Below are 14440 nucleotides of genomic sequence, written 5' to 3'. Positions count from 1 at the left end.
ACACGATGAACCTCAGTAGTACCATCAAATCCATCCAGGACATCATGCGTAAGGATGACGGCGTTGATGGCGACGCCCAGCGCCTGGGCCAACTCACCTGGATGCTCTTCCTCAAAGTGTTCGACCAGCGCGAAGAAGAATGGGAAGACGACAAGGCTGATTACCAGTCCCCCTTGCCTGAGCGATTCCGCTGGCGTAACTGGGCAAAATATCTTCCAGATGCCGATGGCAAGAAAAAGCCGCAGATCGCGGGCAGCGAGTTAATAGGCTTCGTCAACAATGAGCTGTTTCCTGCACTCAAAGATCAGATAGATGCCGACCGCAGCCCCCAGCACAAGGTCATCCGTGAAGTTTTCCGCGATGCCAACAACTACATGAAATCCGGCTCGCAGATGCTCGCCGTGATCGAAAAGTTGGACGAGGCCATCAACTTCCATGATTTCAAAACCCGCGCCAACCTGGGTGACGTCTACGAGCAGATGCTTAACGACCTGCGCGGCGCCGGCAACGCGGGTGAGTTCTACACCCCACGTGCGATTACTGCCTTCATGGCCGACCGCGTTAATCCGCGTCTGGACAAGCGCGAAACTGTGATGGACCCGGCCTGCGGTACCGGCGGCTTTTTGACCGCCGCCATCGACCACTTCCGCAATCAGCTCAGCGCCAAATCCAGTGCCGAAGACAGGCGCGCCATTGAAGAGCTGATCCACGGCATCGAAAAAAAGCAGCTACCCCACCTTCTGTGCACTACCAACATGCTGTTGCACGGCATCGACGTGCCCAGCCAGATCGAGCACAAAAACACGCTGGGCATAGGATGGAACGAATGGAGTGCTAACGACAAGGTCGATTGCATTATCACCAATCCGCCTTTTGGTGGCTATGAGGATGACGGTGTCGGCAGCGACTACCCAGCCGACCTGCGCACCCGCGAGACCGCCGACATGTTCATGGCGCTCATCATCAAAAAACTCTTGAAAGAGAACGGCCGCGCCGCCGTGGTGCTGCCCGATGGTTTCTTGTTTGGCGATGGCATCAAAGGCACACTGAAAAAGCTCCTGCTGCGTGACTGCAAGCTGCACACCATCATCCGCCTACCCAAGGGCGTGTTCGCCCCTTACACCACCATCAAGACCAACCTGCTGTTTTTCACCAAGGGCAGCACCGTGGATGATGGTACCGAGCACTTCCACACCGAAACCATCTGGTTCTACGAGCACCCTTATCCGTCGGGCTACAAGAGCTATTCCAAAACCAAGCCCATCCGGCTGGAAGAGTTCAAACCCGAGCAGGACTGGTGGGGCAGTGAGGCCAACGACTTTGCCGACCGCGTGGAAAGTGAATTCGCCTGGAAGGTGGATTTCAAAACCAAACGTGAGCAGGCGGAAGCCACCGCACAGCCACACTGGCAGCGTGCTGAAACGCTGAGCAACCAAGCCGCCGCGCTGGAAGGCGAGGCCCGCGACCTGCGCAACAGCCTGGTCGGCAGCACCGACATTGCCTACCGCGCAAAGATCGAGGCGCAGATTGCCGAACTGCGCGCCCAAGCGGAGCCGCTACGTTTGCAAGCGCGTGATGCACAGTCGGCGGGTGATCGTCTCTACTGGCCCATCTTCAACCTCGACTTGAAAAACCCCAACGCGGCTGAAGAGGAAAGCCACGACCCGGATCTGCTGCTGGAGAAATACAAAAAGCTGCTGGGCGAAATCGAAGAAACTGAAAACCAGCTCAAGAGCGAACTAGCTGCCGCGCTGGCGCATCACTTTATTGGTGAGGACGCCTGATGGATGCGCAAAAGTTTTTGGCGGAGTTTGGGGTTATCGCGAATGCGCCAGGAGGCGTGACGCGATTGCGAGAGTTGATATTGGCTTTGGCAGTGCAGGGGCGCCTTGTCTCACAGGACGAGTCAGAAGAGCCGGCCATCAAGCAACTGGAGCGTATCAAGACAATTGCGCAGAGCAGGCCTGCAACAGGAAGACGAAAGAAAGCAGTCGCGACCATCCATAGAGGCAGCCAAGAAAGTTCGCAGTTGCCGCAGGGTTGGGTCAGCACTCGGTTGTGTGATCTTGTTCGTGTTCTCAATGGTCGCGCGTACTCAAAAGCAGAGTTATTGGAAGCGGGTACACCAGTTTTGCGTGTTGGAAACCTCTTCACGTCCAACCGTTGGTACTTCTCCAACTTGGAGCTAGATGAAGACAAGTACTGCGATGCAGGTGATCTGCTATTCGCTTGGTCTGCATCATTTGGCCCCTTCATTTGGCGTGGGGGGCGCGTCATCTACCACTACCACATATGGAAGCTCGACCTGTTCAGTAGCGAGGAAATTAATAAATCATTTCTGTACACGTGGTTGCTGGAGAAGACTCAGGAAATCAAGGCGTCTGGCCATGGGATTTCTATGGCACACATGACGAAGGAAAAATTTGAACAGCTTGAAATTTCAATACCTCCGCTTGAAGAACAATTCCGCATCGTCGCCAAAGTCGATGAACTGATAGCCCTTTGCGATCAGTTAGAGGCACAGCAGCAAGAGCGCCTTAAACTGCAAAACTCCCTGCGCCAGTCCACCCTGCAAGCCGTCGCCAGCGCCACAAGCCCGTACGAACTGCAAGCTACCTGGGCACGCCTTGCCGACAACTTCGGGCAGCTGTTTCATACGCCGGAGGATGTGGATGTCGTTGTCGCTGAGCTGAAAAACCTAGCCGTTCGCGGCCTGCTTGCGGAAGCCTCTGTGGCGCTACCTGACCTTGATGTGATCAAAGCAGATTGCTCGCAATTGCGGGCTCAGTACATTACAGATGGCTTGATGCGTCGCCAAAAGCTTGTTGGCATGGCTGAGTGCGAAGAGATCTATCCCGATCATTGGGCGGTCACCGCTTTCGATGAAGTGGCGGTCGTTATTGGTGGCGTTACCAAAGGGCGCGATCTTCGTGGCAAGCAGGTGATGGTCTGCCCGTACTTGGCCGTAGCCAATGTTCAGAGAGGGCATTTCAAACTCGAAGGTTTGAAGTCGATAGAGATTGCCGCTGAGGAGCTGGCGAAGTATCAGATCCACGAAGGCGATCTCTTGATCACAGAAGGTGGAGATTGGGACAAGGTTGGACGCACGGCGATTTGGCGTGGCGGTGTAGCAAACTGCCTCCATCAAAATCACGTGTTTAAGGCACGAGTCCCCAGCGGGCAGCTGCTTAATGAATGGGTTGAATTGGTCTTCAACTCCGGCATTGGACGAGATTATTTTGCCGGGGCTTCCAAGCAGACGACGAATCTTGCGTCTATCAACATGACGCAGGTTCGCAGTTTTGCGCTTCCGATCCCGCCACTGGACGAGCAGCAGCGAATTCTCTCTGCGCTCTCTGAATTGACCACTCATTGCAACAAATGGCGTCGCCAGTTGGAGCGGAAGCAGGCGCTGTCAGCGCTCCTTGCTGGCGCCGTTGTTTCTAGCTTCACCGGCATCGCCATCGAACAAGATGAGGAACCTATGAAAGCCCCGCAAACCGAATTGATCGCTCCTCTACGCTTGGGAACAGCGCCTGATATCAAAGCTCAAGCACCGCTTGCCACTACTCTGGCACGCCACAATGGCGAGATGAGCGCCAAGGATTTGTGGCAGCGCTTTGGTGGCGAAATAGATGCCTTTTACGCGCAGCTGAAAACCGAAGTGGCCTGCGGCTGGATTCTGGAGCCGACCCCGGCCGAAATGCGTGAAAAGTCGGCCGATACGGTGAGCGCCTGATATGCAGCTGCTCCGCATCCGCATCCCTGCCTTTCGCAATCTGCGTGATCTCGACATCAGCTTCGCGACGCACTTGCGATCCAGCGAGAGTGCGCCTGCAGATGTACAGCCGAAGCAGATTCGCAGCCATGCCTTGATCGGACAGAACGGCACCGGCAAGTCCAACCTGATCGAAGCGCTTATCACCATCTTCCGTGATGTCGATTTGGACCGCGAAGCAGCCTTCGATTACACGCTGGAATACAGCATTCGGGACTACGTGGTGCACATAGAAGCCGACACGGCCAAACAAAAGCGCCCCTATGTGTGGGTGGACGGAAAGGCCGAATCGCAAGGCTATCTGCTGAAAAACCGTGAGCTGCTGCCAGCGCACATTTTTGCCTATTACTCCGGTCGCAACGAACGCATCGAGGTGCTGTTCCAGGAGCATCAGCGCCGCTTCAACCTGCGCCAGGAAATCACTACCGACGAGGTGCTACCCGACACCTATGAAGCTCCTGATCGGATGATTGAGCTTGAAGAAGCCTTGCGTAGGTTCAGCGGGAAAGATCAGAGCGACCTCAGCGATGCTGAATTCGATGAGCTTCGTATGATTCAGGATGAACTAAAGCCATTTCACGAGCAAAGAACACAATTCTTTGCCAAAGCAGAAGATCGGCATCGTGGACGCTTGAAGCACCTTGGCGACGACCGCCTGCGTCGCCTGTTCTATTGCCGTGGCGGTCATAGCCAGTTGGTGTTGCTGGCGTGTTTGCTATCTGATGACCCGGTGTTCCAGAAGGTTCTGAAGAACCTGCACATCGAATCGCTTGAGTCCGCACTTTTCGTACTTAAAGAGCCTCACCGCCTGCGCGAAAAGCGCCGGAGTGGCAAGTTCGACGAACAGGACCTAAATGAAGGCGATCCGCGCTTCTGGTATGCGCGAGGCAACGTGGTCAGCGAGTTTCTTGACAAGCTCTGGCAAGTGTCCTGGGCGCCCATTGAGCAGGAGGCGACCAAGCAGATCGACTTCCGTGGTCGCACCGAAAGACAAAAGCAGCTCTATCTGTTCGTGCCGAGTCAGGAGAAGCTCAAACAACTGGGCGAGCTGGTCGGCAGCACCGACAGCTTCTTTCGCTATGCAGAGGGAGCATACATTGGCGACCTGATCGATGAAGTGCGGATTACAGTCAAAAAGCGCGATGAGCACGGCGGCAAGGTGAGCTTTACGCATCTGTCGGAAGGCGAGCTGCAAATGCTTACCGTGCTAGGCCTGATGCGCATTACCCGCGAAGACAATTGCCTGTTCCTGCTAGATGAGCCAGACACTCATCTGAATCCGATCTGGAAGCTGCGGTATTTCGATGACATCGAAGGTGTACTGGCCTCGGATGACGGTACGCTAGTGCAAGGTGAATCGCAGATACTCCTCACCACTCACGACCCCATGATGGTGGGCAGCCTGAAGCGCGAGCAGGTACATATCCTGAGACGCAACGGTAGTCTGACGGTAGTGGATATACCTGATGAACACCCGCAAGGCATGGGTGTGACTGGACTCCTTAAGAGCGAGTTGTTCGGTCTGTCGTCCACTCTGGATATCGAAACCGAGCGGCGCCTGTTCCGGCGCAATGAGCTGTTTGTAAAGCAACCGCGCTCGCCAGCAGAAGATGCTGAGCTGTCACGGCTTTCCGCCGAGCTGGCTGATTTGGGTTTTTCTACCGCCGACTTTCGCGACCCAGATTACGCTTTGTTCGTGCGCAAGATGGCGCAGCACCGCCGTTTTAGAAAACCAGCGCTAACGCCGGAAGAGCAAGCTGAACAAGATGCGATTGCAGACTCAATAATTGACGAAATTCTGCGTGAGGAGGCCGCTGAGTGATTTGGATCGATCTCAAGAATAAATACCCTACTTCTGTTATCCCGAACTGGGATCCCAAAGCCAAAGCTCAGCAATGGATTCCTTGGACGCAGGAGAAGTGGGATGCATGGTTAGCTAGGTCGAAACAGTTGGTTGCCGAATTGGCGGCGCTTGACGCTGCAGGTCAACGTGAAGAGCGAAATGCGTTGCTAGATGCAAATAGAGGGCATTGGGGAGAGCTGAAAGATTGGTTATTAGCATTATCGGCTGGTAAATGTTGGTTTTCGGAAGTTCGTGAGCTGTACTCGCACTACGATGTTGAGCACTTTCGACCAAAGAAAGAAGCTAAGGCTTTAGATTCAGTTGTGCGTGATGGCTACTGGTGGCTGGCTTTTGATTACATGAATTTTCGTGTTTGCGGTAATGTTGGTAACCGTAAGAAAGGGGGCTGGTTTCCACTTAAAGATGGATCTCTCTGCTCAACATTTGCTGACCAATGTGAGGAGTCGGAGACACGTTATCTGCTTGATCCTATTGACGATGACGATGTGGATTTGATCGCCTTCGATGAGGAAGGAAAAGTCATCCCTATGCCTGGCACATCTGAGTGGGATCAACAGCGTGTTCAAGAAACTGTTACTCGACTGAAACTCAATGATCATGTGCCTTTAGCTGAGGAAAGACGGAAGGTTTGGCAGAAAATTGATGACCTTATTGAAGATTTTAAGGCCGCTAAAGCACGTTGTGGGGGTAATAACCCAGCGGCGAAGGCTAAGCTTTTAGAAGTGCGCAGTAATATTCGGGAAATGACAAGTCGGACCGCTGAACTGTCGGCTGTTGCCCGCTGGTGCGTGCTGTTTCGGAACGATCCGCTTTTATCCAAGCTAGTTAGCTAGGCTAATAAGTTTTTATACATGTATATTACCTTTATATTTCTCGATAGGGGGCGGATGACTAGCCTATGAATGGTGCGTGGCAAATCTGGAGTCTTTACGACGCTTTCCGCGTGCTTGAAGTAAGCGGTAGTTAGCTGAAATTAGCTAGCATCTCATGCGAGGCCGGGGGCGGGCTTGAGGGGCTCTTTGCTAAGTATCAAGTGCTTGAGCCTCAGATGAAAGGATTCGGTAGTTGCCGGTGCGTCGAAGCTTGGTGCTTTGCCAAGGAAGTTTTGCTGGCCGTTGGCTCGCGCTGAAGCTAGGCACTGGAAATTATCAGGGATGATGTTAGCGAATCGGGTTGGGGCGAAATACAGCCGCTCCTAGCAGGAATTATTCGCGACATGGGCTGTGCTCGACGTCGTAATTGACGCTATGACTGGCCATGAGAAGTTGTCGCTGGAAGTGCTGGCTAATGAAACCAAGAGCCGGGCTTTTGCGCTGGTGATTTTGAAAATGCTAAAGTCCGCAACGGAGTAGGATGATAACCGTCAACGCAGCGTTTAATGAGCCAGCATAGTTAGGGCATAACGATGGCAATTCCAGATTTTCAAAGCGTGATGCGCCCGCTGCTAGTCATTCTGCAGAGCGGAACTCCGCTGCCTCTGACTGAACTACGTGAATCTGTTGCAATAGTGTTCTCGCTTACAGATGAAGAACGTAAAGAGCGGGTGCCCTCAGGTCAGACATTCATAAATAACCGGATTGGATGGGCTAGGACCTATCTGCACAAGGCCGGTTTACTGACCATTCCTGCTAAAGGCATGACGCAGATAACATCTCGCGGGCTAGATGCTTTGGCTAATGGCCCAGAGCGAATCACGATTAGTTGGCTGAAGCAATTCCCTGAGTTTGTGGAGTTCCATACAGCCAAGGTTCAAAGCGTTGAAGTGCCAGCATTACCAGTACGCGACTCTACAGATGCGACACCTGATGAGCAGCTAGCTAGCGCTCACCAGGAACTTGTAAGGGCGTTGGCTGATGATGTGCTGGCTCAGGTCAAAGCGGGTACGCCGGGCTTTTTCGAAAAGCTAGTGGTCGAGCTGATGATCGCCATGGGCTACGGTGGCTCGCGCAAGGAGGCCGGCAAAGCGACTCAGGCAACTAATGATGACGGTATTGACGGCATCATCAAGGAAGACAAACTTGGCCTTGATGTCATTTATCTGCAGGCCAAACGGTGGAACAACACGGTTCATCGTCCGGAAATCGATAAGTTTATTGGCGCCCTGACCCGTAAGCGGGCACGCAAGGGCGTTTTCATCACCACGTCCGATTTCTCCCTTGGCGCTCGTGATGCGGCATTAGGATTGGATATTAAAGTTGTACTTATCGACGGCGTGGAGCTGGCGCGTCTCATGGTTGAAAACAATCTGGGCGTGAGTGTGAAGCAAGTCTATGAGGTGAAGCAGATTGATAGCGATTACTACGCTGAAGAGTGAGGCAGCAGCCATCCAATAATTGTTTTTGGGGACGGTAGTTTGTCTTTAACGTCAAAGCATATGCAGTTTTCCCTCATATACTTTGACGCTCACTCTTCGCTGCGTTTGACTCAGCCAGTCCCCTCCAACCTCTGCTGAATCCGACTCATAAACGCCACCTCGAACGCCTTCCGATCCGTCTCATCCTGCAAGGCATCTCGCTCGAAGATCAGCGCAGCCCATAACCAATGGCTGCGCTTGCCGTTTAGCCAGCGCTCTGCCGCGCGAATGCCTTCATGGAAGGCTGGGCGGCAGTCTTTCGACCATGAGATGGTCAGGCCGGGGTAGCCATCGTTGGCGGGCAGGGTGGTGGTCGTGCCTTTAGTCATGGCGGTTACCTCCCAGGTTATCGCAGCTTGCTCGGCGGTAGAGCACCGTCAGTTCGTTGAGCAATTCCTGGGCGGCCACGCAGGTCATTCGTACGCGAAGCGGGTCGGGGCGTTCTCGCTCCTTGCGCAGAAGGTCTTCGAGTAATTCGTATAGCAGTGCGGCGCGCAGGTCGGCATCGGCTAGCGCGTTTTGGGTTTGGAAGGTGGCGCCCGTAATCGGGTTAGGGCGTCTGGGGAAGTTGAGTACACGGCCGAGTGGGTTAGCCATGGGGCACCTCCGGGGTGGAGGTCTGTGGGCCGTTTGGGCGAGCAGGGTGGTGCCCTGGCGTAAAAGCTGGGTGGCGCATTTTCCTTATGCTCCTCGAACTAGTTAAGGAGCCGCCACCGCCGTTGTCACGCGGTTATGGTGACGGACCGTACGAGGGTGACAAACCGGCGTCCGAGGGAACCGGCCAGGCCGAAACCTGCCCCGTACGGCCCGCCATAGAAATGCAGTAGCACGGTATGAAACCGGCTAGGCAATTTGGACGCACCGCGTCCTCGAACATTCAGGTTGTCACACCCGGTCGCGGGATTGACCACGACCCGCGCACTCTAGCCCGCAGGTTTGCAGATGGCAACCTCGCTTGGGCTTATCGAAACCAGGACCGGCCGTTGCCGCTTGTCGAAACCATTGCACTCCCGTTACGCGCGGCTTTTCAGACCTGTATGCGCAGATGTCCTGCGTCGTTACGGGAGTGTGGTCATGGCAGTCGAACATAACGAATCGGAATCCGCTTTCGAGTCCTCCAGCGACAAGGAAGTAGATACCGGGGCAGGGCATGGCTCGGGGCTGGAGAAGGCCAAGTCGGAGCCCAAACAGGGCAGCAACGAGGCCGAGGCCAAGAAGAATCGTGTGGACTGGACGCCGCCAGCGGGCAATCCGGGTTCGGATCAGGATGCGCTGAAAGAGCGTGAGAATGGTACGGCGCGGACGGATGAGCGTTAGGTCATTTTGTCTAGGCGATGAGTCGGTTGCGTTGCTGTGAGGTGGCGCGGCTGAGGTGGTGCCTTCCTTTCGGGAGTGTGTTGTGGCAGCGATTTTTCGCGGGCATGAACTGGGCGTCCGCGCCCGCTCCCACAATTCCCGCGTCGTGATTTTGCCTTGCTGCCACCTGTGGCCGGTAAGGCGGGTTGCATGGGGCTTAGGCCGCAGCTTTAAAGACAGACAGGACGTGAGCAATGCCCGCCGCAAGTACCCCGCCAACTCCCACATTGAAGCGCGCCATCACCGGCTCGATGCTGACGTTGTTCATTCTCGGTGACGTGCTGGGCGCTGGGGTGTATGCGTTGGCGTTGCTGGTGGCGCTGGGTTTTGCGTTGCTCACGGCGGGTTCGTACGCCGAGCTGGTTACCAAGTACCCGCATGCGGGCGCGTCGGCGGTGTTTGCGGCCAGGGCGTACCAGTCGCCGCTGGTGTCGTTTCTGGTGGGCTTTTGCATGCTGGCGGCGGTTACCAGCGCGGCGGGGCTGTCTCTGGCGTTCGCCGGGGACTACCTGGCGGCGGTTGTCGACATGCCCGCCCATGTGGCGGCGCTGGTTTTTCTGGTGGTGATCGGCCTGCTCAATGCGCGCTCAATGCGCGGGGCATCAGGGAGTCGCTGTCGGCCAACCTGGTGATGACCACCATCGAGCTCTCTGGCCTGCTGCTGGTGATCGTCGCCGCAGCGTGGTTCCTGCGCGGCTGCGAGGGGAATTTCGGCCGGGTGGTGGAGTTCAAGGCGGGGGTCAACCCGGCCTATGCAGTGCTGGGTGCGGCGCTGCTGGCGTTCTATTCCTTCGTGGGTTTCGAGACCTCGGGCAATCTCGCCGAGGAGATTCGTGACGTGCGCAAGACCTACCCGCGGGCGCTTTTCGGTGCGCTGCTGCTGGCCGGGGCGATCTACATGGCGGTGGCCATCGGTGCGGCGGTGGTGATGCCCGTGGAACAGTTGGCTCATTCCACGGCGCCACTGCTGGAGGTGGTGAAGGCCTCGGGCCTGGGCATCCCGGCGCAGCTGTTCGCCTTTATCGCGTTGATCGCCGTGGCCAACGGCGCCTTGCTGACGATGATCATGGCCAGCCGCCTGGCCTATGGCATGGCCCATCAGGGCTTGTTGCCGCGTTTGCTGGGCGGTGTGCTGCCCGAGCGGCGCACACCGGCGGCGGCAATCGTGGCGGCCACGCTGGTGGCCATCGTGCTGACGCTGACCGGCTCGCTGGCCACCCTGGCGCAGACCGTGGTGCTGTTGTTGCTGTTCGTGTTCATCAGCACCAACCTGGCGGTACTGGTGCTGCGCCGTGACAAGGTAGCGGCGGATCACTTCCGCGTGCCGACCTGGGTGCCGGTGCTCGGCGTCGCTTCGTGCCTGCTGCTGATGACCCAGCAGGATGCGCAAACCTGGCTACGGGCCGGCGCGCTATTGCTGGTCGGTGTGGTGCTGTACGGCATCAGCCGAGCCGGCGGGGTGAAGCCGCTCAAGGCCGAGGACTACAAGGTGATGGACAGTTGAATGTGGTGACAGGGAAGGGGTGAAGCACAGCGGTGCGGTGGTCAGTTTCACTGTGCCATTAGAACGCCTGTGCTAATGACCGGGCTGTGATGCGGGGTTATGGTTCGGTGGTATCTCCAACGTTTTCAAGCCCTTGCGCAATCGCGGCGAGGCAACCGTTCGTTGTGGAGCATCACTACAATTTCAAGGAAGCACACCATGAAACTGCGTTCCCCGGTCACCTCCTTTGCGCTGCTTGGCGCCCTGTTCGTCGGCCTAGCTGGTTGCAGCAATATCAAACCCTCCGAAGACAAGCTCAAGACGCTGGCCGAGACTAACCTGGGCGAGACGGTAAGCAGTGTCGGCAACGTGCGCAGTGATTCCATGCAGACCTATTACGTAGCCCGTACCGGCTCCGGTGACTACAACTGCACGGTCGCCAGCGGTGCCAGCGGCGCCACCTTTACCGTCGCCAGCTTCGGCCTGATGCAGCCTACCGCCTATTGCCAGCGCAAAGGCTCCGGCAGCGGCGTGCCTGCGCCGTTCGCCCAGTAAGCCCAGGGCCACTGGCCCGAATCCAGAGCCCCAGTGTGAAAGCCCGGCCAGGGATGGCCGGGCTTTTTCACGTCTATCGCCCGGCTGAGGCCGTCTTCATGAAAGCCGCGAGGTCCTCGTTGAAGCGCTCGGCTTCTTCGAAAAAGGGCGCGTGCCCGGACTGCGCATAACGTTTCGCCTGCGCACGCGGGTTGAGCGCCTGGGCGCGGGCGATGCTCGGTTGCACCTGCACGAGCTGGTCCCTGGCGCCGTAGAGCAACAGCAGAGGAACCTGCGCTCTGGGCAGTCCCTCGGCGGCCGCGCTGCGCATGCCTGGGATGGAACGGGTCATCGGCCAGGAGGCCATCGCTGCGTTGGTCAGCAGTACCTCCATGCTGGCTGTGTCTGGCTGGGTGTGGAAGCACAGGCGCACGAAGGCGCGTAGGGCGTCGAGGTGGGTTTTCAGGTCATCCGAGGCCAGGCCGGCGTAGACCTCGGGGTGTGGTGTGATCAGCGCTTGGGTCAATTCGATGACGGCATTGACATAGACCGCACCGCCGATCGCAGCATCGCCATGGGCGGCCAGGTAATCGGATATCACCAGCCCGCCCAGGGACCAGCCCACCAGCACGGGCCGCTTGGCACCCGATGCGGCCAGCACGGCTGCCAGGTCGTCGGCGTAGCGGCGGCCATCGTTGTAGGCATCGCTATCGGCCGGCTTGTAGGAAAGGCCGTGGCCGCGCATGTCGTAGGTGATCAGCCGATAGTCTTGCAGCAGCGGGCTGTTCACCTGCCGCTGCCAGTTCAGCCGGCTGCCCAGCAGGCCATGGATGAACACGATGGCCGGGCCATCGGGGTTGCCCGCTTCCTGCACGGCCAATTGCAGGCCATCGGGCGTGGTCACGCGGTAGTGTTTTTCAGCGGCGAAGGCGGCGCTGGAGAGGGCGGCAAGCAAGAACGCGAGCCAGAGATGGCGCAGGGTTCTGAAAAGGCTTGAGGGATGCATGGGGGCTCCTGAGTCTGAACGAATGGCGTTGAGTCTAGGGCGCTGTTCTGGGACGATCCATGACGTATCGTTTTTTATTATTGATCATTCGTCCTGAATTTTGGAGGTGCATGCATGGCTGCGAGTGACCTGATCAGCGAGCTGCTGAGCGGCATGCGCTTGTGTGGTGTGCAGTTTCGTCGCCTCAGGATGCGGGCTGGCGGGGGCATCGCGTTTACCAACGAGCTGGGGCGCGGGCAGTTTCACTTCGTGGCGCGCGGACCAGTCTGGCTGCATGGCCCAGGCGGCGACGTGCATTGCCTGGAGAGCGGTGATGCGGTGCTGCTGCCGCGCGGCGGGCAGCATGCGATTTTGGCGGCACCGAAGGTCGGCAGCGATGCCATCCAGGCATTCGACCTGAACCTGCCGGCTGACGAGCAGCCCGCCGACCCACAGGCAGCGATCCTTTTCAGTTGCTGCATGCAGCTGCAGTTGGGCGGCATGCAGCCGCTGGTGGCGGCCATGCCGGCGGTAATGCGCGTTGACACGCTGCTCGACTGCTCGCCGGAGATTCGCCCGCTGCTCGAGGCGATGGAGCGCGAATCCCTGCTGTTGCTGGTTGGCCATGGCGGCATCTTGGCGCGGTTGGCCGAGGTGGTGGCGGCGCTGATCGTGCGGGGCTGGGTTACCGGCAGTGGCGGCGAGGCGGGCGGGTGGCTCGGTGCGCTGCATGATCCGCGCTTGAGCAAAGCGCTGCTGGCGATGCACCGGCACCCAGAGCGACCATGGACGGTGGCGTCGCTGGCGAGCGAGGCAGGGCAGTCGCGTTCCGTGTTCGCGCAGCGGTTTCTACACGCCCTGGGTTTGGCGCCGTTGCGCTACTTGACCGACTTGAGGATGCGCCTGGCCATGCAGCACCTGAGTGATGAGCCGGCATCGGTCGAGCGGGTAGCCGAGGCGCTTGGCTATGGCTCGCTGGCGGCGTTCAGCCGTGCGTTCAAACGGTCGGTTGGCGTGTCGCCGGGGGCGGTGAAGCGCCGTGCCGGGCTGCCTGCGCGGGCAGGGCAAGAGCGGCAGGTTTAGGCATGTCGCACCCCGACAAAAGCCCCGGCAGGCGAAGCTGCCAAGGCATTGTTGCGGGTCATTCGAGCTCATGCAGGATGGTGACGCCGGAGTACAGGCCAATCACGAACAGAGTCAGGAGTACCACTGCCGAGCCGATCAGGAATGTAGTCATGGTGCGGACCTTTTCTTCTTGGAGCGCCTCGTTCCCGGCGCGATAAAAAGGTAGAGGCGCTGCGCTGCGAATCCGTTCAGGTGATTTTTCTCAAGGCGCTGTTGCCTTGATCAGCGCTGCCGTTGGTGGCTGAGTGCCGGCGACCAGGTACGCTGGGTGCAGCGCGGGCAACTGGCCTGTTGCCCTGCGACCATAGGCTGGATATGGCCGCAGCGTATGCAGGCATAAACGCCGTTCTGCGACACTTCTTGGTACTCCGGGCGGTGCTCGGCCGGCAACACGCTAAGGCCGGGCTTTACCGCATCGGCGGCGAAGAAGTACAGGCTCATGTCGCCGTCGGTTTCCAGAATGCCGAGGCGCACCTGACCCAGATGCTCGACGCCTTGCTGGCGCAGCTCCATGAAGAATTCGTCGGACGAAATGTTCAGGTGATCCAGGCTGTTCAGCTCGTAGAGCCCGTCCTTGATGATGGTTACGGGCTTGCCTTCCATCCAGTCGGAAAAGCGCTCGCTGCGGCGCATCATCGTCACGGTGGCGCGGTACAGCACCAGCAGGGTGACGAACACCATGGCCACCGGTAGCAGCGGCACGTCGTCGTAGAACGACACGTCACCGGCCGCCGAGCCGAGGGTGAGGATGACCACCAGCTCGAACAGCGACAGCTGGCGAATGCCGCGCCGGCCGCTGACCTTGAGAAACACGAACACCACCACGAAGGCGAACAGCGCGCGAAACGCCACTTCGCCCAGAAACAGCCAGGGGAAATCTCCCAGCAGCATGCGCTGCCAATCGAATGCGCTCATCGGTCGCTCCACACGGTGGCCTGTTCTGGCTCAGACCGCCGGGCGAG

At 57.9% G+C, this 14440-nt stretch carries 12 protein-coding genes and 1 pseudogene; 9 read left to right on the top strand and 4 right to left on the bottom strand.

Translation table 11 applies throughout. The features are described 5' to 3' along the window. Positions 1–5 precede the first annotated feature (5 nt). The 5 genes from BM279_RS04775 (at position 6) to BM279_RS04755 (ending at position 7956) form a co-directional block, all read left to right on the top strand. Complete coding sequence (locus BM279_RS04775) at positions 6–1784, top strand: class I SAM-dependent DNA methyltransferase (protein WP_093501484.1); 1779 nt, start codon at positions 6–8, stop codon at positions 1782–1784. Next, positions 1784–3739, top strand: a complete 1956-nt coding sequence (locus BM279_RS04770) for a restriction endonuclease subunit S (RefSeq protein ID WP_093501482.1) — start codon at positions 1784–1786, stop codon at positions 3737–3739. Before BM279_RS04775 ends, BM279_RS04770 begins: the two co-directional genes overlap by 1 nt. Position 3740: 1 nt before the next feature. Then, positions 3741–5600, top strand: coding sequence for an AAA family ATPase (locus tag BM279_RS04765; protein WP_093501480.1), 1860 nt, complete (start codon positions 3741–3743; stop codon positions 5598–5600). Continuing rightward, entirely contained in the window at positions 5597–6475 is an 879-nt protein-coding gene (locus tag BM279_RS04760) for a hypothetical protein (RefSeq protein WP_093501477.1), read from the top strand. Before BM279_RS04765 ends, BM279_RS04760 begins: the two co-directional genes overlap by 4 nt. Positions 6476–7047: 572 nt before the next feature. Next, a complete protein-coding gene (locus BM279_RS04755) occupies positions 7048–7956 on the top strand; it encodes a restriction endonuclease (RefSeq protein WP_093501475.1) in 909 nt (302 codons plus the stop codon). A 110-nt stretch (positions 7957–8066) separates the two neighbouring features. Here the strand turns inward: BM279_RS04755 and BM279_RS04750 are convergent, their stop codons facing one another. Further along, positions 8067–8324, bottom strand: a complete 258-nt coding sequence (locus tag BM279_RS04750; protein ID WP_093501473.1) for a LasR-specific antiactivator QslA — start codon at positions 8322–8324, stop codon at positions 8067–8069. Then, positions 8317–8592 (bottom strand): hypothetical protein, encoded by a 276-nt coding sequence (locus BM279_RS04745; protein ID WP_093501471.1) that lies wholly within the window; start codon positions 8590–8592, stop codon positions 8317–8319. Before BM279_RS04745 ends, BM279_RS04750 begins: the two co-directional genes overlap by 8 nt. Before the next feature lie 477 nt (positions 8593–9069). Here BM279_RS04745 and BM279_RS04740 point away from each other — a divergent pair, with 477 nt between their 5' ends. The 3 genes and pseudogenes from BM279_RS04740 to BM279_RS04730 all read left to right on the top strand — a co-directional run bounded on the left by BM279_RS04740 (position 9070) and on the right by BM279_RS04730 (position 11389). Continuing rightward, entirely contained in the window at positions 9070–9312 is a 243-nt protein-coding gene (locus tag BM279_RS04740; RefSeq protein WP_093501469.1) for a hypothetical protein, read from the top strand. A 233-nt stretch (positions 9313–9545) separates the two neighbouring features. Further along, a pseudogene (locus BM279_RS04735) lies at positions 9546–10855 on the top strand (APC family permease). Between the two features lie 198 nt (positions 10856–11053). Further along, positions 11054–11389 carry a hypothetical protein gene (locus BM279_RS04730; RefSeq protein WP_093501467.1) on the top strand — a complete coding sequence of 112 codons (336 nt, stop codon included), beginning with the start codon at positions 11054–11056 and terminating at the stop codon, positions 11387–11389. A gap of 73 nt (positions 11390–11462) precedes the next feature. On the opposite strand, the gene BM279_RS04725 is transcribed toward BM279_RS04730, so the two are convergent. Further along, a complete protein-coding gene (locus tag BM279_RS04725; protein ID WP_093501465.1) occupies positions 11463–12374 on the bottom strand; it encodes an alpha/beta fold hydrolase in 912 nt (303 codons plus the stop codon). Positions 12375–12488: 114 nt separating this feature from the next. On the opposite strand from BM279_RS04725, the gene BM279_RS04720 reads away from it, so the two are divergent. Beyond that, positions 12489–13436 carry an AraC family transcriptional regulator gene (locus tag BM279_RS04720; protein ID WP_093501463.1) on the top strand — a complete coding sequence of 316 codons (948 nt, stop codon included), beginning with the start codon at positions 12489–12491 and terminating at the stop codon, positions 13434–13436. Positions 13437–13700: 264 nt separating this feature from the next. On the opposite strand, the gene BM279_RS04715 is transcribed toward BM279_RS04720, so the two are convergent. Next, positions 13701–14393, bottom strand: a complete 693-nt coding sequence (locus BM279_RS04715) for a DUF421 domain-containing protein (RefSeq protein ID WP_093501461.1) — start codon at positions 14391–14393, stop codon at positions 13701–13703. Between the last annotated feature and the right edge of the window lie 47 nt (positions 14394–14440).

It is taken from the genome of Phytopseudomonas straminea (genome assembly GCF_900112645.1).
Classification (GTDB): domain Bacteria; phylum Pseudomonadota; class Gammaproteobacteria; order Pseudomonadales; family Pseudomonadaceae; genus Aquipseudomonas; species Aquipseudomonas straminea.
Note: the sequence above shows the minus strand (reverse complement) of the source record. Positions and strands in the feature narration are given on the sequence as shown.